The 26153-nt window shown below is 41.2% G+C and carries 32 protein-coding genes; 22 read left to right on the top strand and 10 right to left on the bottom strand.

Annotated elements, in window-relative coordinates; translation table 11 throughout:
* Positions 1-93 precede the first annotated feature (93 nt).
* From rpmH to cpu_RS03030, 13 genes are all read left to right on the top strand, one after another.
* Positions 94-228 carry a 50S ribosomal protein L34 gene (gene rpmH, locus cpu_RS03090; RefSeq protein ID WP_011342949.1) on the top strand — a complete coding sequence of 45 codons (135 nt, stop codon included), beginning with the start codon at positions 94-96 and terminating at the stop codon, positions 226-228.
* A 66-nt stretch (positions 229-294) separates the two neighbouring features.
* The gene (rnpA, locus tag cpu_RS03085) at positions 295-636 is read left to right on the top strand and encodes a ribonuclease P protein component (RefSeq protein WP_075858537.1); all 342 of its coding nucleotides are present in this window, start codon (positions 295-297) and stop codon (positions 634-636) included.
* Between the two features lies 1 nt (position 637).
* The gene (gene yidD, locus cpu_RS03080) at positions 638-865 is read left to right on the top strand and encodes a membrane protein insertion efficiency factor YidD (protein WP_075858536.1); all 228 of its coding nucleotides are present in this window, start codon (positions 638-640) and stop codon (positions 863-865) included.
* Between the two features lie 5 nt (positions 866-870).
* A complete protein-coding gene (locus cpu_RS03075; protein WP_075858534.1) occupies positions 871-1530 on the top strand; it encodes a YidC/Oxa1 family membrane protein insertase in 660 nt (219 codons plus the stop codon).
* 1 nt (position 1531) lies between these two features.
* Complete coding sequence (jag, locus tag cpu_RS03070) at positions 1532-2152, top strand: RNA-binding cell elongation regulator Jag/EloR (protein WP_075858533.1); 621 nt, start codon at positions 1532-1534, stop codon at positions 2150-2152.
* 72 nt (positions 2153-2224) lie between these two features.
* Positions 2225-3610, top strand: a complete 1386-nt coding sequence (gene mnmE, locus cpu_RS03065) for a tRNA uridine-5-carboxymethylaminomethyl(34) synthesis GTPase MnmE (protein ID WP_075858531.1) — start codon at positions 2225-2227, stop codon at positions 3608-3610.
* 9 nt (positions 3611-3619) lie between these two features.
* On the top strand, positions 3620-5515 hold the full coding sequence (mnmG, locus tag cpu_RS03060; RefSeq protein ID WP_075858530.1) for a tRNA uridine-5-carboxymethylaminomethyl(34) synthesis enzyme MnmG: 1896 nt from the start codon (positions 3620-3622) through the stop codon (positions 5513-5515).
* Positions 5499-6206: a 16S rRNA (guanine(527)-N(7))-methyltransferase RsmG gene (rsmG, locus tag cpu_RS03055; protein WP_075858529.1), complete on the top strand. Its 708-nt coding sequence runs from the start codon at positions 5499-5501 to the stop codon at positions 6204-6206. The genes mnmG and rsmG overlap by 17 nt, the downstream gene beginning before the upstream one ends.
* 201 nt (positions 6207-6407) lie before the next feature.
* Positions 6408-7172 carry a ParA family protein gene (locus cpu_RS03050; protein ID WP_075858528.1) on the top strand — a complete coding sequence of 255 codons (765 nt, stop codon included), beginning with the start codon at positions 6408-6410 and terminating at the stop codon, positions 7170-7172.
* On the top strand, positions 7162-8037 hold the full coding sequence (locus tag cpu_RS03045; RefSeq protein WP_075858527.1) for a ParB/RepB/Spo0J family partition protein: 876 nt from the start codon (positions 7162-7164) through the stop codon (positions 8035-8037). The genes cpu_RS03050 and cpu_RS03045 overlap by 11 nt, the downstream gene beginning before the upstream one ends.
* Positions 8038-8069: 32 nt before the next feature.
* The gene (locus cpu_RS03040) at positions 8070-9221 is read left to right on the top strand and encodes an aminotransferase class V-fold PLP-dependent enzyme (RefSeq protein WP_075858526.1); all 1152 of its coding nucleotides are present in this window, start codon (positions 8070-8072) and stop codon (positions 9219-9221) included.
* A 196-nt stretch (positions 9222-9417) separates the two neighbouring features.
* Positions 9418-10449, top strand: a complete 1032-nt coding sequence (locus cpu_RS03035; protein WP_075858525.1) for a YeiH family protein — start codon at positions 9418-9420, stop codon at positions 10447-10449.
* 33 nt (positions 10450-10482) lie between these two features.
* Entirely contained in the window at positions 10483-11376 is an 894-nt protein-coding gene (locus tag cpu_RS03030) for a selenium metabolism-associated LysR family transcriptional regulator (protein ID WP_075858524.1), read from the top strand.
* A 40-nt stretch (positions 11377-11416) separates the two neighbouring features.
* Here the strand turns inward: cpu_RS03030 and larC are convergent, their stop codons facing one another.
* The 3 genes from larC to larE are packed head-to-tail and all read right to left on the bottom strand — an operon-like array spanning position 11417 to position 14132.
* Positions 11417-12580: a nickel pincer cofactor biosynthesis protein LarC gene (gene larC, locus cpu_RS03025; protein WP_075858523.1), complete on the bottom strand. Its 1164-nt coding sequence runs from the start codon at positions 12578-12580 to the stop codon at positions 11417-11419.
* 1 nt (position 12581) lies between these two features.
* Positions 12582-13328: a nickel pincer cofactor biosynthesis protein LarB gene (larB, locus tag cpu_RS03020; protein WP_075858522.1), complete on the bottom strand. Its 747-nt coding sequence runs from the start codon at positions 13326-13328 to the stop codon at positions 12582-12584.
* Positions 13329-14132, bottom strand: a complete 804-nt coding sequence (gene larE, locus cpu_RS03015) for an ATP-dependent sacrificial sulfur transferase LarE (RefSeq protein WP_075858521.1) — start codon at positions 14130-14132, stop codon at positions 13329-13331.
* Positions 14133-14213: 81 nt separating this feature from the next.
* Here larE and cpu_RS03010 point away from each other — a divergent pair, with 81 nt between their 5' ends.
* From cpu_RS03010 to cpu_RS03000, 3 genes are read left to right on the top strand one after another with little or no spacing between them, the layout of a single operon-like run.
* Positions 14214-14708: a DUF4446 family protein gene (locus cpu_RS03010; RefSeq protein WP_075858520.1), complete on the top strand. Its 495-nt coding sequence runs from the start codon at positions 14214-14216 to the stop codon at positions 14706-14708.
* 1 nt (position 14709) lies between these two features.
* Complete coding sequence (locus tag cpu_RS03005) at positions 14710-15348, top strand: phosphoribosyltransferase (protein ID WP_075858519.1); 639 nt, start codon at positions 14710-14712, stop codon at positions 15346-15348.
* 46 nt (positions 15349-15394) lie between these two features.
* Positions 15395-15631: a YkuS family protein gene (locus cpu_RS03000; RefSeq protein WP_075858518.1), complete on the top strand. Its 237-nt coding sequence runs from the start codon at positions 15395-15397 to the stop codon at positions 15629-15631.
* Here the strand turns inward: cpu_RS03000 and yyaC are convergent.
* A complete protein-coding gene (gene yyaC, locus cpu_RS02995; protein ID WP_075858517.1) occupies positions 15552-16142 on the bottom strand; it encodes a spore protease YyaC in 591 nt (196 codons plus the stop codon). The two genes, cpu_RS03000 and yyaC, sit on opposite strands and share 80 nt — an antisense overlap.
* 95 nt (positions 16143-16237) lie before the next feature.
* Between yyaC and cpu_RS02990 the strand changes: the two genes are divergently transcribed.
* Genes cpu_RS02990 through cpu_RS02975 form a run of 4 tightly spaced genes read left to right on the top strand, consistent with a single transcriptional unit; the run spans position 16238 to position 19651 of the window.
* Complete coding sequence (locus cpu_RS02990; RefSeq protein ID WP_075858516.1) at positions 16238-17239, top strand: YkvI family membrane protein; 1002 nt, start codon at positions 16238-16240, stop codon at positions 17237-17239.
* A gap of 9 nt (positions 17240-17248) precedes the next feature.
* On the top strand, positions 17249-17800 hold the full coding sequence (locus cpu_RS02985) for a CvpA family protein (RefSeq protein ID WP_075858515.1): 552 nt from the start codon (positions 17249-17251) through the stop codon (positions 17798-17800).
* Positions 17791-19182, top strand: coding sequence for an aminopeptidase (locus cpu_RS02980; RefSeq protein ID WP_075858514.1), 1392 nt, complete (start codon positions 17791-17793; stop codon positions 19180-19182). The genes cpu_RS02985 and cpu_RS02980 overlap by 10 nt, the downstream gene beginning before the upstream one ends.
* Before the next feature lie 52 nt (positions 19183-19234).
* Complete coding sequence (locus cpu_RS02975) at positions 19235-19651, top strand: secondary thiamine-phosphate synthase enzyme YjbQ (protein WP_075858513.1); 417 nt, start codon at positions 19235-19237, stop codon at positions 19649-19651.
* Between the two features lie 2 nt (positions 19652-19653).
* Here cpu_RS02975 and ligD read toward each other — a convergent pair whose 3' ends face one another.
* Genes ligD through ku form a run of 3 tightly spaced genes read right to left on the bottom strand, consistent with a single transcriptional unit; the run spans position 19654 to position 22135 of the window.
* Positions 19654-20535, bottom strand: coding sequence for a non-homologous end-joining DNA ligase (gene ligD / locus cpu_RS02970; protein WP_075858512.1), 882 nt, complete (start codon positions 20533-20535; stop codon positions 19654-19656).
* Positions 20522-21346, bottom strand: a complete 825-nt coding sequence (locus tag cpu_RS02965; protein ID WP_075858511.1) for an ATP-dependent DNA ligase — start codon at positions 21344-21346, stop codon at positions 20522-20524. Before cpu_RS02965 ends, ligD begins: the two co-directional genes overlap by 14 nt.
* A gap of 3 nt (positions 21347-21349) precedes the next feature.
* Positions 21350-22135 (bottom strand): non-homologous end joining protein Ku, encoded by a 786-nt coding sequence (gene ku / locus cpu_RS02960; protein ID WP_075858510.1) that lies wholly within the window; start codon positions 22133-22135, stop codon positions 21350-21352.
* A gap of 157 nt (positions 22136-22292) precedes the next feature.
* Between ku and yedE the strand changes: the two genes are divergently transcribed.
* Together yedE and yedF are read left to right on the top strand one after the other, a co-directional pair.
* On the top strand, positions 22293-23504 hold the full coding sequence (gene yedE, locus cpu_RS02955) for a selenium metabolism membrane protein YedE/FdhT (RefSeq protein WP_075858509.1): 1212 nt from the start codon (positions 22293-22295) through the stop codon (positions 23502-23504).
* Position 23505: 1 nt separating this feature from the next.
* Positions 23506-23739 (top strand): sulfurtransferase-like selenium metabolism protein YedF, encoded by a 234-nt coding sequence (gene yedF / locus cpu_RS02950; RefSeq protein WP_028051842.1) that lies wholly within the window; start codon positions 23506-23508, stop codon positions 23737-23739.
* Positions 23740-23785: 46 nt separating this feature from the next.
* On the opposite strand, the gene ychF is transcribed toward yedF, so the two are convergent.
* The 3 genes from ychF to cpu_RS02935 all read right to left on the bottom strand — a co-directional run bounded on the left by ychF (position 23786) and on the right by cpu_RS02935 (position 25990).
* Entirely contained in the window at positions 23786-24874 is a 1089-nt protein-coding gene (gene ychF / locus cpu_RS02945) for a redox-regulated ATPase YchF (protein ID WP_075858508.1), read from the bottom strand.
* A gap of 68 nt (positions 24875-24942) precedes the next feature.
* Entirely contained in the window at positions 24943-25143 is a 201-nt protein-coding gene (locus tag cpu_RS02940) for a DUF951 domain-containing protein (RefSeq protein WP_011342980.1), read from the bottom strand.
* Positions 25136-25990, bottom strand: coding sequence for a mechanosensitive ion channel family protein (locus cpu_RS02935; RefSeq protein ID WP_075858507.1), 855 nt, complete (start codon positions 25988-25990; stop codon positions 25136-25138). The genes cpu_RS02940 and cpu_RS02935 overlap by 8 nt, the downstream gene beginning before the upstream one ends.
* Positions 25991-26153 lie beyond the last annotated feature (163 nt).

Below are 26153 nucleotides of genomic sequence, written 5' to 3'. Positions count from 1 at the left end.
AAAAATTTCTTGACGGGGTGTATCCCATCTTCTATAATTTATATGTATGTATGGAGGATAAAGGCTCTTTTATATAGATTAGGAGGTGGAAAAATGAAAAGGACCTACCAACCAAAAAACCGACGGAGGAAAAGAGTTCATGGTTTTTTAAAGCGGATGCGAACCCCTGGAGGGCGGAATGTTATTAAAAGACGGCGGCTTAAAGGTAGAAAAAGACTTACTGCATAAAGGCCCACAGGGCCTTTATTCTGTATAAGCTAATCTAATTTAGGAAATGCTTTTAAAAGATGTGTTATGAATAAATGCCAATTTCTAACCAAAAATCAACAATACCGAAAAGTTTACCAAAACGGTAAGTCTCTCGCATCCCGTTATTTTATTCTTTATTACTTAAAGAAAGAGGAGGCAGATCAAACACCTTCTTTTGGCTTTTCGGTAAGTAAAAAAATAGGAAAAGCGGTAGTAAGAAACCGCTTGCGCCGGAGGTTAAAAGAAGCGGTAAAAAAAATTTGCCCTGAATTTTTGCCTGGATATGATTATGTTATTATACCGCGGGTGTCGTTTAAAAATGATGAATTTTCTGTGATTTTAGAGCAACTTTTATATATAATTAAATTAATGAAGCGGGCGGTTTAACATGCGGAAGGTTTTTTTAATCCTAATCCGGATTTACCAAAAGTTTATTTCACCTATGCTAGGTAATAATTGTCGTTATTATCCAACGTGTTCTCAGTATACTTATGAAGCTATTGAACGTTACGGTGTAATATACGGCAGTTATCTTGGGACAAAACGAGTCTTGCGTTGCCACCCCTTTAGTCCCGGAGGTTATGACCCGGTACCGGAGAAAAAGCCAAGGAGGTAAATGTTTTGCAGCCTTTAATCGATGCTATTACGTGGGTGTTAAATAATTTATATTTGTTTACTAAAAATATTGGGTTACCAAGTTATGCTTTAGCGATTATTTTGCTTACTATTTTAATAAAGATTCTCTTATATCCTTTAAATCACGCTCAAATGAAATCAATGAAGGCGATGCAAGAGTTACAGCCGAAAATGCAGGAAATTCAAAATAAATATAAAAATGACCCGCAAAAACAGCAGCAGGCTTTAATGGAGCTTTACAAAGAACATGGAGTAAACCCGATGTCTGGGTGCCTTCCGTTATTAATTCAATTTCCTATTTTAATTGCTTTATATCGGGCTCTTTATGCGTTTAAATATTTAAATCCGGCTCATGCCAAGTTTTTCTGGATTGCCAATATAAGCCACAAAGACCCGTATTTTATTTTACCGTTACTGGCTGCTCTTACTACTTATGTCCAGAGTAAAATGAGTATGGCTTCAAGTAATAATGATCCCAATCAAAAGATCATGCTGTATTTTATGCCATTAATGATTGGCTGGATTGCCATGTCTTTACCAGCAGGCTTGGGGATTTACTGGGTTGTTTTAAATATCATGAATATTATTCAGCAATATTTTGTTAACAAGAGCACCCATACGATTGGTGAAAGGGGTACCAAGTAGGATGCGGGAGATTGAGGTTACCGGCAAAACTGTGGAAGAGGCAATAAATCTTGGTATAAAAAAATTAGGAGTAAATCGAGCGGATGTGGAAATTGAGATTTTAGAGCAGCCTACTAAAGGTATATTGGGAATTTTTGGCCAAAAGCCTGCGAAGGTAAAGCTTACCGTTAAAAGTAAGGTTGTTGAAAAAGCAAAGAAGTTCTTAGATGAAGTTATTAATTCCATGGGAGTAAAGGTGAGTTTTGAAGTATTTCCCCGGGAAGAGCATATTTTAATTAATCTTTATGGAAACGATGTAGGGGTATTAATTGGACACCGGGGAGAAACTTTAGATGCTTTGCAGTTCTTAACCAATTTAGCTGCTAATAAAAAGGAAGAACAACCCCAGAGGATTGTTTTAGATGCTCAGGGCTATCGGGAACGCCGGGAAAAAACTTTAATTAGACTTGCAGAAAAAGTAGCGGAAAAAGTTAAACAAAAAGGTCGTCCTTTTGCCTTAGAACCGATGACACCTCAAGAACGCCGGATCATTCACACTGCTCTTCAAAATCATGAAGGAGTTTATACATACAGTGAAGGGGAAGAACCCAATCGGAAAGTTATTATAGCACCCAAGAGATAGGCAGGTATCTTACCTGCCTTTTTTATCAGTATTATTTGGTATAATTTTTAAAGAATGATGGGAGTGACTGCTATGATTGAAGATACTATTGCAGCTATTTCTACCCCTTTGGGGGAAGGGGGTATTGGGATTGTACGAGTAAGTGGCCCTTTTGCTATAGAAGCTGTTAAAAAAATATTTTTACCCCATACGGAAAAAGATTTGGCGACGGTAAGAAGCTATACTCTTCATTACGGTAAAATAATTGACCCCATTGATGAAACCCTGGTGGATGAAGTACTGGTTTCGGTTATGCGTGCTCCCAAAAGTTATACTGGTGAAGATGTGGTGGAGGTTAATTGTCACGGTGGAGTTGTCGCGGTGGAAAAGGTTTTAGAACTAATTTTAAAAGAAGGGGTGCGTTTAGCGGAACCCGGTGAATTTACCAAAAGAGCTTTTTTAAATGGACGAATTGACCTTTCCCAGGCTGAAGCGGTAATTGATATTATTCGTGCTAAAACTGAAGCTGGTTTAAAAATTGCTGGACGGCAGCTATCGGGGGAAGTTCGGGAAAAAATAAATACTGTTCGTCAGAAGATTATCAACATCCTTGCTCATATTGAGGTAAGTATAGATTATCCCGAATATGAATTTGATGAGATAAGTCCTGAAACGGCCAGTAAAAATCTTGATGAGATAATTCTTGACATTGAAAAGCTTTTATCTTCTTATGAACGGGGAAGAATATTTAAAGAAGGTATTACTGCCGTTATTGCCGGAAAGCCCAATGTGGGAAAATCTTCTTTATTAAATGCCCTTTTGCGAAAAAAAAGAGCAATTGTTACCGATATTCCCGGAACTACCCGGGATGTTATAGAAGATTATTTAAATTTAAAAGGGATTCCCGTAAAAATAGTCGATACTGCCGGTATCCGGGAAACCGAAGATTTGGTTGAAAAGCTTGGGGTTGAAAAAACCAGGGAATATTTAAATCAAGCGGACGTAACCCTGTTTGTCGTCGATGTAAGCTTAGGCCTTGATGAAAACGATAAAAAAATTTTAGGATTAATCAATAAGGAAAAAAGTTTATTAGTATTAAATAAAATTGATTTGGTAAGCAAGGGGCTAAATATAGAAGAATATTTGCAAAAAACAGGAATTAAAAGATTTGTCCCTTTTTCGGCGAAAAAATTAACTGGTCTTGAAACCCTTGAAGATCAACTTTATGAGCTATTAATTCCGGAGCAAGAGGGGATTTCGGAGAATGCTTTAATATCTAATCTTCGCCATAAAAATTATTTAGAAAAAGCTTTGCACTCTCTGTATGCTGCTAAAAAACTTGTTTTATCTGGTGAGTCGGTAGATATCGTAGCTATTGATTTAAATGAAGCTTTAAAGGATTTAGGAGCGATTACCGGTGATACGCTGGGGGAAGAGATTATCAATGAGATATTTGCCCAATTTTGTGTTGGAAAGTAGGGGGGAACTATGGAATATCAGGCAGGTAATTATGACGTGATAGTTGTAGGGGCTGGACATGCCGGAGTGGAAGCAGCGCTTGCTTCGGCTCGGATGGGTCTAAAAACATTGCTTTTAACGTTATCTTTAGATAACGTTGCCTTAATGCCCTGTAATCCCGCTGTAGGTGGACCGGCCAAAGGGGTAGTGGTAAGAGAAATAGATGCTTTAGGCGGTGAAATGGGAATAAATACCGATAAAACTTATATTCAAATCCGAATGCTAAATACCGGAAAAGGGCCGGCTGTACGAACTTTACGGGCACAGTCCGACAAAAAACGCTATCAGGAAGAGATGAAAAAGACTATTGAAAGACAAGATAATCTTTATTTAAAGCAAGCGGAAACAGTAAAAATATTGGTTAAAGGTGATAGAGTCCGGGGTGTAGTCACCCGCACCGGGGCAGTTTTTACTTCGCGGGCGGTCGTTGTTACTTCCGGGACTTATTTAAGCTCCCGTATTATAATTGGCGATGTTCATTATCCTTCTGGGCCTGCCGGCTTTCCCTATGCCAGTCAGTTATCCCAAAGCCTTTTGGACCTTGGCTTTACCCTTGGACGCTTTAAGACCGGAACTCCTGCCCGGGTCGATAAAAGGACTGTTGATTTTTCCAAGATGATCGAACAGCCGGGAGATGATCGGCCCCTTTATTTTTCTTATATGTCCGAAGGCATAAAAAGACCCAATGTTTCTTGCTGGCTCACCTATACTAACTTGGAAACTCACACAATAATATTAGAGAACCTACACCGCTCTCCTCTTTATTCGGGAGAGATTAAAGGGGTTGGTCCGCGTTACTGCCCATCGATTGAGGACAAAGTAGTGCGTTTTTCCGATAAACCTCGGCATCAAGTTTTTCTAGAACCAGAAGGATTGAATACCTATGAAATGTATGTCCAGGGCATGTCCACGAGTCTTCCTGAAGATTTGCAATTAAAAATGTTACGGACTTTACCCGGACTTGAGCATGTAGAAATCATGCGGCCGGCTTATGCTATTGAGTATGATTATATCGATCCAACTCAATTAAAGCTTACCTTAGAAGCAAAACATATTAAAGGTCTCTTTTTTGCCGGACAAATCAACGGTACTTCCGGTTATGAAGAAGCTGCTGGTCAGGGAATAATAGCCGGAATTAATGCGGCGTTGTATGTAAAAGAAAAGGAACCCTTTATTTTAAAACGGTCTGAAGCTTATATTGGTGTTTTGATAGACGACCTGGTTACTAAAGGGGTTACGGACCCTTATCGGCTATTAACTTCCAGGGCCGAGTACCGTTTAATCTTGCGCCACGATAATGCTGACCTTCGGCTTACGGAAAAGGGTTATAAGCTTGGGTTAGTAGATCAAGAGCGGTGGAGGAAATTTAATGAGCGGGTAGAAAAAATAAATGATTTAATGGAATTTTTAGAAGAAAATCGGGTTAATCCCAATAAAAGAAACTTAGAAATTATGGAGGAATACGGTACATCTTTGCCAAAACACGGAATTTCCGGAAAAGAATTTTTGCGTCGTCCGGAAATTAACATGGCGGCAATAGAACGGATCTTTGAAATTGAGGGGAAATACCCCGAGGATGTGAAAGAGCAAGTTGAAATCCTTGTTAAGTACGAAGGCTATATTGAAAAACAACTAAGGGAAATAGAACGGTTTAATAAATATGAAGGCAAAAAATTACCTCCTAATTTTGATTATAGTAAGGTTAAGGGATTGTCGGCTGAAGCCATCCAAAAATTAAATGCTATACGTCCGGAAAATATCGGACAGGCTTCCCGGGTTTCCGGTGTTACTCCGGCAGATATTTCCGTGTTATTAATTTATCTGGAAAGTAAAAAGCGAGAGGTAAACGATGAAGACTCTAATTAAACGTTACTTTAATGAATATGGTTTTAATCCTGATAATCAGACGATAGACCTTTTTATAAAATATGCTGATTTATTATTTGAGGAAAATAAAAGAGTTAACTTAACTGCCCTCTCCGGTGAAAAGGAAATAGTTGTGAAGCATTTTTTAGACAGTATTATCATTTTAAAATACCGCGATTTAAACGGTAAAAAAGCCATTGATTTAGGGACCGGTGCTGGTTTTCCCGGAATTCCTTTAAAGATTATGTCTCCTCAAATGGAAATTACATTGGTAGATTCTTTAAAAAAACGCTGTCTTTTTTTAGAAAAAACAATAAAGGAATTGGGTTTTCAGTCAGTAATGGTAAAAAATGAACGGGCGGAAAACTTAGGCCAAAATAAAGATTATCGGGGTAGTTATGACTATTCCTTCTCCCGGGCGGTAGCCAATACCCGAATTTTGCTTGAACTTCACGCACCTCTTTTAAAGGTTGGGGGAGAAATGTTCCTTTTAAAGGGACCGGCTATCGATGAGGAAATAGCTGATGCGCAAAATGCTGCTAGGGAGCTTGGAGTAGAACTTGTAGATATACTCCGCTATGAATTACCCGAAGATTACGGACAACGAACTGTTGCAATTTATCAAAAAACCCTGGAGACACCAGCAAAATATCCCCGGCGTCCCGGAATTCCTGAAAAACGACCTTTATAAAAATGTTTCACGTGAAACAATTAAAAAAAGAAAATATGAATCTTATTAGCAGGGCAAGGCTAGGAAAACTAACCTTGCCCGTATTTTTTTAAGCAAATAAAAGGAGGCGGATAAAATGTTTCACGTGAAACATTAAAGTAACACTTTTTTAAAAAATTATGTTAAAATAATTTTAATCAATTACTACTGCAGGAGGAAAACATGGGAAAGATTATTGCCGTTGCCAACCAAAAAGGTGGGGTTGCTAAAACTACAACTGCTATAAATTTAGGTGCAGCCCTGGCTCTGGAAAGTAAAAAAGTACTCCTGGTAGATACGGATCCACAAGCTAACTTAACAAGTGGGCTTGGATTTCCCAAAGAAGGATTACCAACCACGATTTATGATTTACTGGTGGAAGGACATGATGGGGAAGGTATTTTAGAAACAGAAATTCCAGGGTTGTGGATCATTCCCTCTACGGTAGATTTAGCCGGTGCGGAAATAGAACTGGTAATGCTTCCGGAGCGTGAGCTGCGATTGAAAAGAGCATTATTACCGATTAAAAAAAATTACGATTATATTTTAATCGATAGCCCTCCTTCCCTAGGACTGATTACCCTAAATGGCTTGGCAGCGGCCGATAGTGTGTTGATTCCAATCCAGTGTGAGTATTACGCCCTGGAAGGAGTAACCCAGTTAATGAATACGATCAATCTTGTTAAAACCCGTTTAAATCCTGATTTAAAAATTGAAGGGGTAGTTTTAACCATGTTTGACGGCCGGACGAATCTTTCCATTCAAGTGGTAGAAGAAGTGAAAAGTTATTTCCGCGGGCTGGTCTTTAGAACGGTAGTACCACGAAATGTTCGCTTATCGGAAGCACCTAGCTATGGCAAACCCATTTTTTTATATGATCCCAAGTGCCGGGGGGCAGAAGTTTATCTTGAACTTGCCAGGGAAGTGGTGGAACGAAATGAAAAATAAAAAAGGCTTAGGACGGGGCCTGGATGCCCTGATACCCGAAGGTAAACTAAATTTAGGTAACCTGACCGAAGCAGGAGAAAAAGGACTATATGAAATAAATGTGGAAAAAATAATACCAAATCCCAAGCAACCCCGAACGATTTTTAGCGAGGAAGCGCTAGCGGAGCTTGCGGAGTCTATAAAAAAACATGGAGTTTTGCAACCAATCGTTGTGCGAAAAATTGCTGGAGATAAATATGAACTGGTAGCAGGGGAACGGCGCTGGCGGGCAGCCCAGCTAGCGGGGTTAAAACAAATTCCAGCGGTGGTAAAGGATTTCAACGATGAAGAAGCAACCGTAGTTGCCTTAATGGAAAACCTCCAGCGGGAAGATTTAAATCCATTAGAACAGGCTAAAGCTCTCAAAAGGCTCATAGAGGAGTTTCACTTGACCCAGGAGGAAGTAGCGGAAAATTTAGCTAAATCCCGGACGTATGTCACGAATCTTTTGCGCCTTTTAAATTTACCATTGGTAATTCAAGAAATGGTGGAGAGAGGCGAATTATCTTACGGTCATGCCCGGGCCCTATTAGCTTTAGAGGATCCAATTAAAATGAGTGAAGCTGCCCGTAAGGTGATAAATGAGGGTCTTTCGGTGCGGGCCACTGAAGAACTGGTGAAAAAAATAAAAAATAAACCGGAGGTTAAAATAAAAACAAAACGGCAGGTATCTCCGGAAATTCAGGAAATAGAGGATAAATTAAAAGCCTTTTTTTCAACTAAAGTAGAAATAAAAAATACGGCTAAAGGGCGGGGAAAAATAACCATTGAATATTATTCGCCGGAGGAGTTGCAGCGGATTTTAGATTTATTATACATCGAATGAAAGAGTTCAATGACCAGAAAGAGGTGGAATAAATGTCCCCGATTTACTTTGATAACAGCGCGACCACTTACCCCAAACCGCCAGAAGTTTTTGAGGCAATGCTCTATTTTGCCGAGAAAATAGGGGCGAATCCTGGCAGGGGAAGCCATCAAAGGGCATTAAAAGCTTCCCAAATAATCCTTGAAGCGCGGGAAGCGATAAACACCTTAATAAATGGAGTTTCCGCAGACCGGGTAATTTTTACAGCCAATGCTACTGAAAGCTTAAATCTGGCTCTAAAAGGCCTCCTCAAAACCGGGGACCATGTCATTGCTTCGCCTTTTGAACATAATGCAGCTCAACGGCCTTTAAATCGCCTTAATCGAGAAGGGGTTGAAGTTAGCTATTTATCAGCGTCGCCCTCTGGAGAAATAGACCCTGGGGAAATAACGAAACTTTTAAAACCAAATACCCGGGCAGTAGTTTTAACCCATGCTTCCAATGTTTTGGGATGTATTACGCCGGTGGCGGAAGTAGGAAAGATCTGCAGGGAAGTGGGAATTGCCTTAATAGTAGATGCGGCGCAATCCCTGGGAACGATACCGGTGGATGTCCAGAGCTATAACATTTCTCTGCTGGCTTTTACCGGTCATAAAGGTCTTTACGGCCCCCAGGGAACGGGCGGCCTCTATATCGCTCCCGAGTGGGAAAAGGTGGTAAGAACCTTAAAAGAAGGCGGGACCGGGGGACATTCGGAAGAAGAACTACCGCCGGAAATTTTGCCAGATAAATACGAAAGTGGTACCCTCAATACGATTGGTATTGCTGGACTAAAAGCGGGGGTGGAGTTTGTCCTCAAGATAGGCGTAGAGAAAATTTTTCAGCATGAAAAGAAACTTACCCGGAAGCTTTATCAGGGGTTAAAGGAGCTAGGTGCGGAAATTTTGGGTCCGGATCTGGTAAAAGATCGGGCGCCGCTTGTATCTTTTAATTTTCCCGAGGCCGATGCGGCAACCGTAAGCTTTATGCTAGATAAGCTTTACGACATAGCCACGCGATCTGGACTTCATTGTGCCCCCAAAGCCCATGAAGTTGCCGGAACCTTAGACCGGGGGGCAGTGCGGGCAAGCTTCTCGTATTTTAATACCGAAGAGGAAGTTGAGAAATTTTTAGAGGCAGTAAAGGAGATAAAAGATGAATTGTAAATTGAGCCAAATTTTTGGCTCTTTTTTTATTTTCTTTTAGTTTAATTTACAGAAAATCGAAGGCGGAAACTTAATACTTATAAGTTTTACTTATAAAATTCATTGTTACTTAATATTTCTGTTGGCGCCATTAATATGATATCCTTATAGCTGTAATCGTTATTCCCCGGGGAAATATCTTAAGAGGGGGTAGTGTATGTCGCAGGAAGCTATAGTATTGATAAATAAAAAAAATAAATCTTTTAATTTGGTACGGGGATTAACTTTAACCCTAGTTTTAACCCTACTGGCCAGGCAGTTAACCAGCCTTCCCTTTTTTTCCGTTATGGGAACTATGGTAATCGCCATCCTTTTAGGCATTTCCTGGCGTGCCGTGTTAGGAGTTCCCCGTATAGCCAATGAAGGTATCGATTTTGCGGCCAAAAGGCTGTTGAAACTTGGGGTTATTCTTATGGGCATCCGTCTGGATATCAATATGATAATTGCCTCCGGACCTCGAATCATTCTAATTGATGCATTGGTCATAGTTTTTACGATAGCCCTGTTCTGGTGGCTTGGTAAGCGTTTTTCTCTGAACAAACGCTTGGCCGCTCTTCTCGGGGTGGGTACCGCTGTATGTGGGGCAGCAGCCATTGCTGCGGTAGCGCCCCTGGTACATGCCGATGATAATGAGACAGCCATATCGGTAGGTATTGTTGCTTTGCTTGGAACCTTGGGTGCCCTTGTCTATACCCTGCTCCAACCCTTTTTACCCTTAAGCCCCTATGCTTACGGGGTGCTTACCGGTTCCACCTTGCATGAAGTAGCCCATGTAGTGGCGGCTTCTATGGCCGGAGGGAAGATTAGCAGCGAAATTGCAATTTTGGTAAAGCTAGGTAGGGTCGCACTGCTAATTCCTGTAGCTATGGTTATGGGTTATCTTTTTAACAAAAAACAGAGAGGGTCTTCGCAGCAACACCCCAGGCAATTACCCATTCCCTGGTTTGTCTTTGGTTTCTTCGGTTTTAGTTTGATAAATACTTTTAACCTCCTGACTCCAGCGATGGAGCAGTTTATCCTGCAGGTAAGCATTTTTCTCCTGACGATGGCCATGGCTGGACTTGGCCTGCACGTGAGGCTACAAACTTTCAGGCGGGTAGGGGGTAGCTCTCTGCTGGTGGGTGTGATCGGTTCTCTGGCGTTAGCCCTGTTTGGCTGGGGATTGCTGATATTATTTTCAATTACTTAAGCCTTAAAAATAATTCAAAAAGGAGGTTCCTTTTTGAACCGAAATCAGCTGGAAATTTTCCGGGTGGTAGTAGAAAAGAAAAGTTTTTCAGAAGCTGCTCGCCTCCTGCATATTTCTCAGCCTGCCATTAGTATGCATATCCAGGCTTTAGAAGAATATTATGGGACCAAGCTTCTTGACAGGACCACTAAACGGGTTACTCTTACCCCGGCAGGAGAAATCCTCTATAAGTACACCCTGCACCTGTTATCCCTAATGGACAAAGCTCAACGGGATATTAGCCAGGCTGCTGGTATCATTAAAGGAAAGCTGGTTTTGGGGGCTAGTTTAACTATTGGGGGTCACGTTTTGCCACCGCTTTTGAGCTCCTTTTACCGAAAACACCCAGAAGTAAATATTACCATGGAAGTAATGAATACCGAAAAGGTACTGGAACGGGTAACTGATCTTACTTTAGATCTGGGTTTTGTAGAGGGAGAGGTAACCGCCGGGGAACTTCACGTAGAAGCGGTAGCTCGGGATGAACTGGTAGTAGTGGTAGCGGCCAACCATCCTCTTGCTGGACGTGGGCAGATTTCCTGGGAGGAGTTAGCAACATTACCTCTGATAATGCGGGAACCCGGTTCAGGCACCCGGAAGGTGATAGAAGAGCGACTGCAGGCGGCTGGTTTAAACCTGCAAGAGCTAAAAATAGTAATGGAACTGGGCAGCACGGAAGCAATAAAGGGAGCAGTAGATGCGGGATTAGGAGCGGCTATCCTTTCCAGGTGGACGATACAGCGGGAGATTAAATGGGGGATATTTAAGCAACTTACCATTGAAAATTTACCTATGTACCGGGAGTTTTATGTGGTTCTAAATAACCGCAAATTCTACTCGCCGGCTATCCAGGCCTTTATGCAATTTTGCCGGGAGCAACTGTCCTAGACTTAAAAAAGGAGCCGCTCTGGCTCCTTTTTATTAAGTGCTAAACTCCAAATTTTGCCTGCCATACGGCCATTACTTCCTCGTAAACTTCCCTGAAAGAAACATTGTATTTTTGAGCGGCTACTTGACAGGCATCAAATTCCGGATGGACGGAAATAACTTTGCCCCGAAAGCGGCCGATTTTTACCGGAAGTAAACCGTAACGGGTATTTAGCTTAATTATTTCTCTCTCGGCTTCATAGCGCTCTATCTTTTGTCTTCTTATCCCCAGACTTCCCGTTTCGGAAAAGATAATTGCAGCAAACTTTTCCTCCTCGGATTCAGGGCAAAGAACCGAAAGGATTACCCCGGGGCGGCTTTTTTTCATTTGAATTGGGGTTATAAAAACGTCTAAAGCCCCTTCCCGGAAAAGCCGGTTAAAACTATACCCTAAAGCTTCAGACGAAAGATGGTCGATATTTGTCTCCAAAAGAACCAGGTTACTTTTTTTTACCGAGTTTTCAGTAAATAAAATTCCCCGCAACATGTTAGGATAGATAAAATCCTTGCTTCCGGCACCGTAACCGGTCTTAATGATTGTCCCTGAAGGAGCATTTTCCGTTTTAGCCACCAAAACCCGGTAAAGGGCAGCTCCGGTAGGAGTTACCAGTTCCCCTGCTACCGGAGCTGGAACTACCGGAATACCGGATAAGAGCTCTAAGGTGGCCGGTGCCGGCAAGGGGATGGGACCGTGAGCGGAGTTTACAAACCCCCGGGATAGGGGTAACGGTGAGGCGATTACCGTATCTACCTCTAAAAGATAAACTCCAAGAATACTACCACAAATATCCACAATTGCATCGACCGCCCCTACTTCATGAAAATGAACTTTATCCATGGTGGTACCGTGAATTTTTGCTTCTGCTTCTGCTAAAAGTTTAAAAGCGTATTTGCTTTTATTCTTTACCTCAATCGGCAGGGAACTTTTTTCAATAATTTCATAGATATCGTTTAAATGACGGTGTTGATGGGGCTTTGGATATAACACCGAAACTTTTTTTCCGGAAAGGCCGTTTTTTTGAACGGTTTTAACGTCTAAAGAAAACTCCAGGGGCAATGTATTTAAAAGATTAAGAAACTCCTCCTCCCTAACTCCTAAATCCAAAAGAAGTCCCAACATCATATCTCCGGAAATTCCCATAAAACAATCAAGATATAGCCGCATTTTACTTCTCCTTTAAACCTAAAATGGAAATTGCTAAAGCGGCTGCTCCAAAGCCGTTATCGATGTTAACTACTCCGATTCCCGGAGCGCAACTGTTTAACATCGTTAAAAGAGCAGAAAGTCCCTGAAAGTTGGCACCGTAGCCAACCGAAGTAGGGACGGCAATAACCGGACAGGAGGCAAGACCGGCCACTACCGAAGGCAACGCCCCTTCCATCCCTGCTACCGCTATAATAACATCGGCTTTTCGTAGTAAGTCAATACTAGCAAATAAACGGTGAATGCCAGCTACGCCTGCATCAAAAAGAGTTTGCGGCTTAAAACCGGCAAATTTAAGGGTTTCTTCTGCTTCCAAAGCTACCGGAAGATCCGAAGTGCCGGCGGTGATGATAAGAGGATTACCGGGCCGAGGTTTTCCCTCCAGGTAGTAGGCGGCGGTTTTAGCCCGGTCATTGTAAAAAGTGTTTGGGATTAGCCTTTTAATGGCTTCGTAGTGATCAAAACTTACCCTGGTAGCTAAAAAGCGTCCGTGCCGCTCATAAAGTTTTTGGGCAATGAGGGCTGTTTCCTCCGGCGTTTTATTTTGAGCAAAAATTACTTCGGCAAATTCCTTCCGCTTTTCCCGGTGAAAATCAACCCGGGCAAAACCTAAGTCCTCAAAAAACTCCCCCTGGATTACCTTTAAGGCTTTTTCAGCAGTAATTTTTCCAAGTTCAACCTTTTTTAATACTTCATAAAGGTTTTCCATTTAAAATTCCTCCAAAATTTCATTCATACTGCCGGTACGGTAACCCAAAAGATCAAGGCAGGTATAATTAAAGCCTAAATCTTGAAAATATTTAACAATGTCCTGGCGCATTTCTACAGCCTTAAGCAATTCTTCAGGAGACAACTCGATTCGGGCAATAGGATCATGAAAACGAACCCTCACAATATTAAAACCCAAGCCCTTTAAGTATTTTTCACCTAAATAAATTTTTTGTAGATTTTCTTTCGTAATTTTAGTATGGTAAGGAAAACGGGAGGCAAGGCAGGCTTCTGCCGGTTTATTCCAATTAGGCAGTCCCATTTCCCGGGCAAAACTCCGGATTTCGTCTTTAGTAAACCCAGCTTCCCTTAAGGGGGAACGAATACCCAGCTCCTCAATAGCCCGGTGGCCGGGACGATAATCCTTGTTATCGTCTAAATTTGCCCCATCGGCTACATATTTAAAACTTAATTGCTCTTTTAATTCAATAAGTTTACTAAAAAGGCTTTTTTTACAATAGTAACACCGGTCCGGGGGGTTATTGACGAAGTTGGGATCCGAAAATTCATCGGTATAAACTTTTATTAACTTAACTCCAAGCATCTTTGCTATATTTTCCGCTTCTAAAAGTTCGTCGGGCTTATAAGTATCAGAAATACCCACGGCGGCTACTACCTTATCTCCCAAGACATCTCTGGCAACTTTTAATAAAAAACTACTGTCAACTCCTCCGGAAAAAGCTACCACTACCGACTTCATTTCGGTTAAAATAGAAGTAAGCTTTTCTAACTTTTGCTGCGACATACCGCACCTCCGGTTTTGTTTTTAATTAATTGTAGCAAATTTTCAGGACAAAAAAAACCAAGAATTACGGAGGGATTTAAAATGCTAAATTTTACAACTTTAATGCGGCCGGAAGTAATTTTAGGCGTATTTGGTTTAAATTTAATATTTTTTCTTTTGCTGCTTAACTTATATGTAAAAACGGTTAAACTAAGACGGGAATTAAAAAATTTACTTCAAGGAAATTCCGGGCAAAATTTGGAAAATATTTTGCTGGATTTAGCCCGGGATAATGAGTTACTAAAAGGTGAAGTTACAAACTTAAAAAAGTACACCGAAGATTTAAACCAAAGGCTTCTATTGGCAGTGCAAAAAGTAGGAATGGTGCGGTATAAAGCTTTGCCGGAATTGGGTTCGGAATTAAGCTTTTCGGTGGCTTTTTTAGATGCCAACAATAATGGAGTAGTAATTACCAGTCTCTATGGGCGGGAGCAATGCCTCGTATACGGAAAGCCGGTAGAGCAGGGTGCGTCTATCTACCCTTTAACGGAAGAGGAACAAAAGGCAATCGGTAAAGCGATGGAAGAAGGGAGATAAAATGTATTTTAAAAACCGGGAGGATGCAGGTCGGGTTTGTTCTGCCAAATTATGGAATGAAGGTATTGTTGGAGACGTTGTTACGGCTATCCCCCGAGGGGGTGCAGTAGTAGCAGCACCAATAGCTAAGAAACTAAAGCTACCATTAAAGCTTATCCTGCCCAAAAAAATCGGGGCTCCTCACAATGAAGAAGTAGCTCTGGGGGCAGTTACCGCTGATGGGTCCTTAGCCTTAAATGAGGAATTTATAAGATTATTAGGGATTTCACCAGAAATTTTAGAAAAACAAATAAAAAAGGCCCAGCGAAAAATTAAAGAAATGCAAAGTATATACAATATAGACAATATAAATTACGACTATACAAATAAAAATGTCCTTTTGGTGGATGATGGCTTAGCTACTGGTTTTACTGTCTTAGCCGCGGGTTTATCGTTAATAAAGCAAGGGGCTAAATCCATTACAGTGGTTGTTCCGGTTGCAAGCACTGAAGCTATTAATTTATTAAAAAATAATGGTTTTGCTGTATTTTCCTTAATAGTACCGGAAGATTTTTACGCTGTGGGCCAGTTTTACGAAGATTTCCGGCCGGTGGAAAAGGAGGAAGTTTTAACGCTTCTTGCTAAGAATTATTCAGGATAAGCAGAGAAAAAATTGAAAAAAATAAACTCACCGGGAGGTGAGTTTAATGAAAAAGGTTGCGGTGGAGCAAGGACTCAGTAACTTATATGAAGTACTTAGAGAATCAGGTTATCAAGTGGTGGACCCAAGGCAAGAGCAACGGGTGGATGCGTTTGTGGTTTCGGGAGTTAAAAATAACCTTATGGGTATGCAAGATACCGACACTAAAGCTCCGGTAATAAACGCCAGTGGCCGTACCCCGGAAGAAATTGTAAATGTTCTGCGGGAGAAAATTGGTGATTAAGCTCGATTAAGACCTCGCTTAAAAAGCGAGCCATAGCCATTACTGTTGAGAGACGGGTATTTTGCAGCACCATAAATTCCATAAAACCACCAATATTAACCACCCCGGTGAGACTTAAATCTCCTACCGGGGGTAATTTTTTATTTAAGGCAGCTCCGGGTTTTAGCGGACCGTCTTTTAAAATTATTTGTCCAACGCTGTTTAATGACCCCAAGGAAGCGTCCACAGCAATGAGAAAAGGATTTTTATATTGATGATAAATATTTTTTAAAGTTTCTTCTAAATTTACCGCATGAACCGGTTCTTCTAAACAACCGTAAACATGAAAAAAATTTATCCGAACGTTTTTTAAAAAGCTTCCCACTAAAGGTCCAAAAGCATCGCCGGTGGAACGATCTGTACCTATACATAAAATTACCACCGGTCGATTTAAGGCTTTTCGCAGAATTTCCCGACTTATTGCTGTTTTTAAAAGTTTTTTATCTTCAGGGTTTTGAAAATAAAACTTCAACTTCCTGCCCTCCCTCCGTCTTGTTACTATAATATCCAGATAAAGGAAAAATTATACTGTTTTTGCATAAAATTTAGTAGTACACGGGGAGGGTGATGGTTATTTGGTTAAAACTTGGAATGATTATTATAGGTAGTTTGGTAGGGGCAGGTTTTGCATCAGGTCAGGAGATCATGTTATTTTTTAATCGTTACGGAGAAAAAGGTTTTTTGGGAATAGTTTTAACCGGGGGGTTATTGAGTTTTTTTTCCTGGGGAACATTAAAGGTGAGCCATAATTTAAAACTAAAAAATTACCGGGAATTAATTGAGTTAAGCTTAAGTCCCCGTTATCAGTTTTTAGCGGATTTCGCTTTTACCGCGGTATTATTTGGAGGTTTAGGGGTAATGCTTTCCGCCAGCGGGGCAATTTTTCATGAATATTTTAACCTTCCGGGTCTCTTTGGTATTGGCTTTTTGCTTTTAATTGTTCTCTTAACGGGTCAAAAACAACTGCTTGGTTTATATTATATAAACATAATCTTAACTCCCCTCTTGGTGATTTTTTTGATAGTAATTTCCTGTAAAGAATTAAGTGCGTTTAAGTATGTTGCGGCAGAAAACCATTGGCTGCAAAACTGGCTATCGGCAGCAATTATCTATGCTTCGTATAATATTTTGCTTTTGGGGTCGGTTTTGGTGCCGCTGGGGCGGGAAATGAAAACTGCTGATATTATCGGAGGAGTAATTTTTGGAACAATACTTTTTTGGTTGTTAGCGGGGTTAATCTATTTTGCCTTGGCCGCTAACTATCCCGAGGTCCTTAAATATCAGGTACCATTGTTGTATTTAGCAGGTAAAAAGCATTTTGTTTCTTATTGGCTCTTTGGAATTTGTATTTGGCTTGCAGTGGCCACCACCGCAGTTTCCGATGGAGTGGCTTTGGCCCTTCGACTACCCAAAAGCCGAAGATTACTTTTTTTTGTATATTTTTTGAGTTTTTTAGTTGCCTTAATACCCTTTCAGTACCTGGTGAAATATCTTTATCCCCTTTTTGGCTATGCCGGTTTTTTATTTTTATATTGTTTGTTAAAATTATTAATAGGAATAAAATGGTAGGTGGTTAGTATGAGCTTCAATACCCTTGATTATTTACTGCTGGGATTGTTTTTATTTTTATTATTTAAAGGAAGCCGGGAAGGAATTTTGGGACTTCCGGTAAAAATTACTGCCCTTGCAGGTGGGGTCATAGTTTCATTTTTATGGGGGGACATGCTGTTTCCCAAAGTTATTCCTGCTTTTTTACCCTATCTTCCGCAAAGCCTGAAAAATCAGTACTTACCGGTGTTTTTTAAAGGGGTTTTATTTTTAGTAACGGCATTCTTAATCTGGAAAGCCGGGGGAAGTATAAGACGGGGTCTTAGAAAAACTCCATTAGGAATTATAGATTCTCTTTTGGGAATTTTTTATAATGGAGTGAAAGGGGTTATTTTTTTAGTGGTGTTATCTCTTATTTTAATACCGTTGGCAGGGGTTTTGATTAAGACTTCTCTTGGGGGAGAGATTAAAGGCTTTTTAAGTTTGGTTCAAAATTCTCTGGTTTTAAATTACTTCTTTACCTTAGTTAAAGATGGCATTTCAACCTTTACAGGAATAAAGGAGGCTAAGCCATGGATTTAATGTTAAAACGGGAAAATATTTTTTCCAACACAAAAGACCAAAATCCAATCTACCTGTTTAATAGGGAGTATCTTGATTTTTTAAGCGGTTGTAAAACCGAACGGAAAGTAGCAAGTTACATAGTGGAAGAGGCTCAAAAACGCGGGTTTACGAATCTTGAAGAGGCTTTAAAGGAGGAAAGAACATTAAAACCCGGAGATAAAGTTTATCTTTTCTTTAAAAACAAAGCGGTGCTTTTAGCGGTAATCGGGGAAAAGCCTTTAAGAGAAGGTTTTAATTTAGTTGCATCTCATTTAGACGTACCGAGGCTTGATTTAAAACCGCAGCCTCTCTATGAAAAAGATGGCTTTGTTCTGTTAAAAACTCACTACTACGGTGGAATTAAAAAATACCAGTGGGTAACAAGGCCTTTAGCTCTTTGGGGTACGGTAGTTTTGAAAGGCGGAAAAGTTTTAGATATAAAATACGGAGAAGACGAAAACGAGGGAGTTTTAACGATTACCGATTTACTACCTCATCTTGCTAAAGACCAGATGGAGAAAAAAATAAGAGAAGCCATTACCGGGGAAGATTTAAATGCGCTTACCGGAAATATTCCGGACCAGGAGGCCAAGGAAAATAAAATTAAAACTTATATCCTAAAACTTCTCCACGACCGCTTTGGTATAACTGAAGAAGATTTAATTACTGCGGAACTATCACTGGTACCGGCAGGTCCAGCCCGGGAAGTGGGTTTGGACCGGAGCATGGTTGGCGGTTTTGGCCAGGACGACCGGGTGTGCGTATTTACTTCTTTAAAGGCAATTTTGGAAGTAGAAGCACCGGTAAAAACTGCAATAGCTTTATTTATGGATAGAGAAGAAATCGGCTCCATGGGCAACACCGGCATGCAAAGTAAATTCTTAGAAAATGCTATCTTAAAGCTTTTGGTAGCTCAGGGAGAAAAAGACGAACTTATGCTTAGGCTTTCGTTAGAAAAGGCCCGGGCGCTATCGGCGGATGTGACTGCTGCGGTAGACCCGACCTTTGAAGGGGTTTTAGAAAAAAATAACGCAGCCCAGATTAATTACGGCATTGTTTTGACCAAATATACCGGCTCCGGCGGCAAGTACGGTACCAGCGAAGCATCGGCCGAGTTTATGCGGGAGATAATAGATTTATTTAATCAGGAAGGAATTCGCTGGCAAACCGGGGAACTGGGCAAAGTGGACCAGGGCGGTGGCGGTACCGTAGCTCAGTTTTTAGCAAATCTCGGGATGGAAGTATTGGATGCGGGAGTCGCTTTATTATCGATGCACTCTCCCTTTGAAGTAGCCGGTAAAGCCGATATTTATGAAGCTTACCGGGCGTATAAAGCATTTTTGAGTGGTGGTAAGTCGTAGGTGTTAAGTGGTCGGTAAAAGATAAAAACAAGAAGGAGGGTTTAGATAGAAATTGAAAAGCTATAGAAAAGAACTCTGGTTTAACCTTCCTACCCGCCGGGGTTTTGTCAACATTACCCCGGACGTAGAAAAATGCGTAAAGGAGTCGGGAATTAAAGAAGGCCTCTGCCTGGTAAACGCCATGCACATTACCGCCTCGGTCTTTATCAACGACGATGAACCGGGACTGCACCACGATTTTGAAGTATGGTTAGAGGGGCTTGCCCCGGAAAAACCTTATGAACGCTACCGGCATAACGGTTTTGAGGATAACGCCGATGCCCATTTGAAAAGAACTATTATGGGCCGGGAAGTCGTGGTAGCGGTTACCGAAGGTAAGCTTGACCTTGGGCCCTGGGAGCAAATTTTTTACGGGGAGTTTGACGGGAAACGGAAAAAAAGGGTTTTGGTGAAAATTATCGGGGAATAACCCTATATAAGCTCTAATAACGGCTTAATATCATAGCGGCGGCGGTGGAGATTACTCCATAGGTCGCCGTATTTTTTTACCCGCTTCCAGATAGTTTTGATATTAAACTCGGCAGGGGAGATCTCCCCTTTTGCTACCTCTTCCCATAAAAGAGGGGTGGATACCGGAGCTTTGGGCAGGGGCCGAAGACTGTAAGGAAAAACCATAGTGCGTCCCCGGGTGTTTTGGAGATAGTCAAGGTATACTTTGCCTGTTCGCTTTTTTATCACCCGCTCCAAAGTTACCTTTTCGGGATAAGCTTTAAAAATTAACCGGCAAAGATTGAAAGCTGCCCGGGTGGTATCTTTAAAACCGTACTTTGGTTCTATGGGGACAAAAAGGTGCAAACCTTCTTTTCCGGAGGTTTTGGGCCAGGCCTCAAGGCCAAGTTTTAAAAGGACCTCCCGGAAAAGAAGGGCCACAGGAAGGCAATCCTGAAACGAAAGCGGTGGTTCGGGATCTAAATCAAAAACCAAAATATCCGGATTTTCTATCCGGGGTACTTCTGAAAGCCAGCAGTGAAGCTCGATTACGCCCTGATTTACAAGCCATAAAAGGGCCTCTTTATTTGCTACAGAGGGATAGTTTACCCATTTCTTTTCTTTTTCGTGCCAAATAGCTACTTTATTTAAAAAATTAGGAGCATAGGCGGGAATTTCTTTTTGGTAAAAGCTTTTTCCGGCAATTCCGTCAGGAAAGCGGTTCATCACAAAGGGGCGGTTACTGATATAGGGAAGGATGTGGTCAGCCATTAAGTAGTAGTAAGCAATAACATCCTTTTTAAAAATTAGATCCGCAGGATAAAAAAGTTTATCGGGATTGGAAATGATTTTACTTAAATCCATTGTTACCTCCATTGGCGGGAGAAAACCCCACAATTTTGGGATGGCGAAGTCCCCCGGGGGTTTTTTCAAGATACTGGATACTAACTTCTAAAAGAGGATAAAGGGTAATTTCTCCTGGGTTTTTTTCTTTAACTATGGGGGTAAGTAAATTTAAAAGGTCGTTTTGTCCCCAAAAGGGGATTTTATAGCTGTTATTAGTCTTCTGGTCAAAAACCATTAAGCTTTCCACCTTACCCTGTTTTATGAAAACTTTTGTTAAAAGAAAATTTTCTTTGGTAAAATTTTTTATTTTAAGCCAGAGGGCGGTACGTTTTCCCGGGTAATAAAAAGAAGAAATTTTTTTGGCAACTATCCCTTCGTAATTTTCCAAAGCTGCCTTATTAAAAAAATCTTTTCCCTTTTCAAGTACATACGGAGCAATTTTAAAAGGCGATGGTAGGTCTTTTAAAAAGCTTTTGCGCTCAATAAGAGGTGTAGTTAAAAGATTTTTTCCGGAAAATCTTAAAACATCAAAGATTACTAAAAAAATATTTTCTTCCTTTTTTGAGAACCCCAAAAGCTTGGAAAAACTTCCTTTCTTACCCTCCCCCCAGATAATTTCTCCGTCCAAAACGGTATCTTGCGGAAAAAATGTTTTAACTTCGGTCAATTGAGGAAAAGAAAGGGCTAAATTTTTACCGTTTCGGGAAATTAATTTAACCTCTTTTTCAATAAAAACAAGGCAGCGAAAACCATCCCATTTATATTCAAAAAGCCAGGAACTATCATCAAAGGGAGCTTCCCTTTCTTCTAAAAGCATGGGTTTAAACAAGGCTTATGCACCAACTTTTTCTCCGGTAATTTTTTCTAAAGACAAACGAAGAGCTTCGGTTAAATCAATAACTTTTGCCGGAACTTTTTCTTCGGGAATGACAATGGCTTCGTGCTGGATTTTCTTTTCAATTACCTCCATTAAAGCTTCCCGGTAGGTATCTTTGTATTTTTCGGGAGTAAAAGGAGTAGTTAAAGAATCGATTAACATTTTGGCCATAGAAAGCTCCCGTTCCTCCACCGGGATTTCCTTAGGTATCTCCAATATTTCAAACTTACGAATTTCGTCGGGATAGAAAATAGTTGAAACGGTTAAAACCTGTTCTTTAAAGACCCGCACCATGGCGATATTTTCTTTGGTTCTTAAAACCATCTTCGCGATGGCAATTTTCTTGCTATCCTTTAAAGCCTGCATTAACAAGGCATAAGGTTTTTCTCCGCCTTCGGAAGGTGTTAAGTAATAGCTTTTTTGCAAGTAAATAGGGTCCACTTCGGCTAAATTTACAAAATCCAAAATTTCAATTTTTCGTCCTTTTAACTTCGGTAAAGCTTCAAGCTCTTCTTCGGTAAAAGTGACAAACTGTCCTTTAGAAAATTCATATCCTTTGGTAATTTCCTCTGGGCTGACCTCGCGGTTGCATACGGCACAGAACTTTTTATAATGAATTGGCCCGCCGCAGTTTTGGTGAATAAGGGAAAAAGAGATGCTTTTAGATTCGGTTGCAGGATAAAGTTTTACCGGAATGGATACCAGACCAAAGGCAATAAAACCCTTCCAGATTGGCCGCATAAAATTCGCTCCTTTTTAATTTAGTATGGCGGGAAGAAAAATTTTTAAACTTATAACGAATAGTAATTATATTGAATAAAAAATTAACAAAAATTAATTTGAAATATAAATATTCATTATGTTATTATCTTGAAGGAAAGAAAGGAGGAAATTGATAATGGGCGAAATTATCAAAAGCTATTACCAGAAAGTAATTGCGGAATTTTGGGACCAAAAGACAACGGTCATACTTCTGGGCATTTTAAGCGGCCTTTACTTTGGAACAGTTGGCGTAGTATGGGCGGTAACCGGTGAGTTTACCCGCTGGGGAGCAAGTTTCCTCAAATGGATGGGCGTAGATGTATCGCCTTATACTTATTTAAAAATCATCAAATATAAAGGTACCGTTTTAACCCGGATAGACGGGGTAATGGTGCTGGGAATGTTTGCGGGAGCCTTGATTGCAGCTCTTTTTGGGCAAAATTTTAAACTTAGAATCCCTACCGCTAAAAGGGTGCTACAGGCTTTAATTGGCGGTATAATTGCCGGCTTTGGCACCCGCCTTGCCATGGGGTGTAATTTAGCGGCCCTTTTTACCGGAATACCTCAGTTTTCGCTTCATACCTGGTTTTTTACCCTGGGAACTATTTTTGGTACCTATATAGGAATAAAAATTACCCTCTCTCCTTATTTTCGGGGAGAGCCCAAACTGGTCAAAGCTTCGGAATTTAATGCGGAAAATTTAAAGGCAAATACCCAAATGCAACCCTTTTTGGGCTGGCTTGGACTTATTGTTTTTGCCGGAATTTTATTGTCCCGGCCGGAAATGCCGAATAATTTAAAACTTGCTACCGTTTTTGGCTTTGCCTTTGGCTTTTTAATCCAAAAGGGACAGGTATGCTTTACCTCAGCTTTTCGGGACTTATGGCTGGTGGGACGTACGACTACGCTAAAGGCTCTGGTCTGGGGAATGGCGGTGCAGATGCTTTTAACTGCTGTTTTCATTGCCAAGGGAACGCCTGCTAAAGTTCTCTGGGCCGGTCCCAATGCGCTAATTGGTGGCCTTTTATTTGGTATTGGGATTGTTATTGCCGGAGGGTGTGAGACCGGCTGGATGTACCGGGCAATGGAAGGCCAGATTCATTTTTGGTTTGTAGGTTTGGGTAATGTGATTGGGGCAACAATCTTGTTCCTGGTGTGGGATAAGGGGGTTTATAAATACTTAGCCGAGCCGTTTCCGAAGTTTAGCTTGATAGAACATTTTGGTTACTTACCGGCCTTTATATTGACTGGATTATTCCTTTTAGGGCTGTACTTATGGGCGGATTTACGAGAAGCAAGCGGCAGGTCAATGATAAAAAATAAGACCATGCCGGTGAGGAGGGTGTAATATGGAAGAGAAACGGTATGTCTTGGATTTACGGGGGGAACCCTGTCCTTATCCGGTGGTGTATTCCCTGCAGGTTCTGGCAGAACTGGAAAGCGGAGCGCTTTTGGAAATTTTAGCCGATTGTCCGCAATCGTTTAAATCGGTCCCGGAAGAAGTGGTAAAAGCCGGGTACGAAATGGCTGAACCTCCGCAAAAAATTGGGCCAACGTTAAGGTTTTTGGTAAGAAAGCCATAAAATTTGATAATTAAAAAGGCCGAGAAGCTTTTAGCTTTTCGGCCTTTTAAACGTTAAACCTGAAGTAAATAACATCGCCGTCCTGAACCACGTAATCTTTTCCTTCCAGGCGGATTAACCCTTTTTCCCGGGCGACGGTCATCGAGCCGACTTCTATTAATTTTTCCCAGGGAATAACTTCTGCTCGGATAAAGCCCCGCTCGATGTCCGAGTGGATTTTGCCGGCGGCCTGAGGAGCTTTGGTACCTCTTTTTATGGTCCAGGCTTTAACCTCCTGGGGCCCGGCAGTAAAGAAGGTAATCAGGCCAAGTAAAGCATAACCGGTTCTAATAAGTTTATTTAACCCCGGCTCTTCAATACCAAGGTCTTCTAAAAACAACGCCCGTTCATCTTCGGGAAGTTCTTGAATTTCGCTTTCGATTTTAGCCGACAGTACGACAACTTCGGCATTTTCCTTTGCAGCAATTTCCCGCACTATATCGACTTCTTTGGGCGGCGAGAGAAGATCTTTTTCTCCCACATTGGCCACGTAAACTACGGGCTTGGCGGTGATAAAACCGATTTCCCGTAAAATCTCCTTTTCCTCATCGGAAAATTCATGGGCCCGTACCGGAAGACCCCGGTCAAAACCGTCAATTATCCTTTTAAGCATTTCTGCCTCAATTTTGCCCCGCTTTTCCCCGCTTTTGGCAACTTTTTCCGCCCGCTCTAAACGCCTTTGGGCGGTTTCTAAGTCCGCTAAGATAAGCTCGGTATTTATGGTATCAATATCCCGGGCGGGATCTACCGAACCTTCGACGTGGGTAACGTTAGGGTCGGTAAAACAGCGGACCACATGGGCAATACCGTCAACCTGCCGGATGTGGGATAAAAATTTATTGCCCAAGCCCTCTCCCCGGCTTGCTCCACGAACAAGACCGGCAATATCCACAAAACGGGTAACGGCCCGCACCACCCGCTCGGGTTTTACCACTTCCGCAATTTTATCCACCCGGGGGTCGGGGACTTCTACCACTCCCACGTTGGGTTCAATGGTGCAAAAAGGATAATTGGCCGCTTCGGCTTTAGCCTTGGTTATCGCATTAAATAAAGTAGACTTTCCCACATTGGGCAGTCCCACAATTCCAATTTCCATCTACTTCCTCCTCACGGTAATTTTTTAAATTTTTTCAAATCTCCAATCTCCAACATCTAACTTCCAAATTAGCTTCCAGTAGTTTTGCGTACCGCCCGAATTTTTCTAATAATTTTTTCCCGGGGAACTAAAATAATATGGCCGCAGCCGGTGCATTTTAAGCGAAAATCAATACCTATTTTTAGCACTTCCCACTCGTAATTTCCGCAGGGGTGTGGCTTTTTTAGTTTAATTATATCGCCTATTTGAATTTCACGCGGATCAACCATTATCCATCTCCCTTTCCTCCCGGGTAATGTAGACCCGTCGGGGATATGGAATTTCAATACCTTCGGCATCAAAAGCTTCTTTAATGGCTTTTCTGAGCTCCCACTCGATATTCCACTGTTCCATGGGCTTTACCTTGGCAATTACCCGAAAAACCATTTCCGAGGGTCCGAAATTAACAATCCCCAAAACCTTGGGGCCTTCATAGATAAGTTCTCCGTATTTTTCTTTTATTTGCTGGCAAACCCTTTCTAAAACCCGGTTTACCTTTTCCACATCTTCTTCGTACGCTACCCCTACGTCCACTAAAGCCCGTTGCGGTCCCCGGGTTTTGTTGGTGACCATTGTTATACTGCCGTTGGGGATGATATGAAGCTCACCGGTAAAATCCCGGAGTTTGGTAACTCTAAGCCCTAATTCTTCGACAATGCCGGAGGTTTGCCCGATGGTAACGTAATCTCCCACCGCAAACTGGTCTTCCATTAAAATAAAAAAACCGCTTATCACATCTTTAACCAGGCTCTGGGCGCCAAAGCTTACGGCTAAACCTAAAATACCAGCTCCGGTTAAAAGGGTTTTGGCAAAACCGGTATTTTCAAAGACCTGAGCAATAATAGTAAGAAATGCGGTAATGTAAATAAAGTAACTCCAGAGACTTTTTAAGATGGTACGCAGGGTTTCAACCCGGTTTTCCTTAAGGCTTAATTTTTTGCCGTAGGGAACAATAAAACGGTTGATAAAGGAGTGGCCAAGCTTAAGTAGTACCACCGAGCTTACCAGAATAATTAAAAGAATTAAGGATTTATCGAGAATTTTATCCCAGTTTAAGTTTAAAAGGCCAAAATTCATCAGTATCCCTCCGGCAATTAATCTAATACAATATTATATTTAATCTTTTCCAAAAAAACAAATGGTACCGGAAGGGACGGTTCGAGACCCCTGAAAAAAGTATTATAAAAAATAGAAAATGTAGAATAAAATAACAATAGCCCCTAAATTTATGATATAATTT

It is taken from the genome of Carboxydothermus pertinax (assembly GCF_001950255.1).
Taxonomy (GTDB): Bacteria; Bacillota; Z-2901; order Carboxydothermales; family Carboxydothermaceae; genus Carboxydothermus; species Carboxydothermus pertinax.
Note: the sequence above shows the minus strand (reverse complement) of the source record. Positions and strands in the feature narration are given on the sequence as shown.